Consider the following 1,003-nt stretch of genomic DNA (forward strand, 5'->3'; position numbering starts at 1 on the left):
TTACGGATGTCGACCAGAGTCTTCAGTACCGCGACGATGTCTTCCTTGCACAGCACACCCGAACCTTCGATCTCGGTACGACCGATACGACGGTTGAACTTCATCCGGCCGACCGCAGACAGGTCATAGCGCTCAGGGCTGAAGAACAGGTTATTGAACAGGGTTTCGGCAGCGTCTTTGGTTGGCGGCTCGCCTGGACGCATCATGCGATAGATCTCGACCAGCGCTTCCAATTGGTTGCTGGTGGAGTCGATCTTCAGCGTGTCAGAAACGAACGGACCGCAGTCGATGTCGTTGGTGTACAGGGTCTCGATGCGAACGACTTGAGCCTTGGCGATTTTGCCGAGGATCTCAACGTTAAGCTCGGTGTTGCACTCAGCCAGGATTTCGCCAGTAGCCGGATGCACGATGACCTTGGCAGTGGTGCGACCCAGGACGTAGTCCAGAGGCACTTCCAGCGTCTTGATACCGGCCTTTTCGATCTGGTTGATGTGGCGCGCAGTAATACGACGGCCAGCTTCAACAATGACCTTGCCTTTTTCATCCTGGATATCCAGAACGGCAATTTCACCACGCAGACGCGATGCAATCAGCTCCAGGCTGAGGGTTTCGCCGCTCAGGTGGAATACGTTGGTGGTGTAGAACGCGTCCAGCACTTCTTCAGTGGTGTAGCCGAGCGCGCGCAGCAGTACCGAGGCCGGCAGCTTGCGACGACGGTCGATACGCACGAATACGCAGTCTTTTGGGTCGAACTCGAAGTCCAGCCACGAACCGCGATAAGGGATGATGCGCGCGGAGTACAACAGTTTGCCGGAGCTATGCGTCTTGCCGCGGTCGTGATCGAAGAACACGCCCGGGGAACGGTGCAGCTGGGAAACGATTACACGCTCGGTACCGTTGATTACGAAGGTACCGTTCTCAGTCATCAGGGGGATTTCACCCATGTAGACTTAGAACGGTACCTTCGTAATCAACGGTACCGAGCGAAATCGTTTCCCAGCTG

General features: G+C 56.0%; 1 pseudogene. It reads right to left on the reverse strand.

The features are described 5' to 3' along the window. Positions 1–950 (reverse strand): annotated as a pseudogene (gene rpoB, locus ACIOWA_RS28105) (DNA-directed RNA polymerase subunit beta); the annotation flags it as partial. Positions 951–1,003: the final 53 nt, after the last annotated feature.

It is taken from the genome of Pseudomonas sp. NPDC087614 (assembly GCF_044743485.1).
Taxonomy (GTDB): Bacteria; Pseudomonadota; Gammaproteobacteria; order Pseudomonadales; family Pseudomonadaceae; genus Aquipseudomonas; species Aquipseudomonas baetica_A.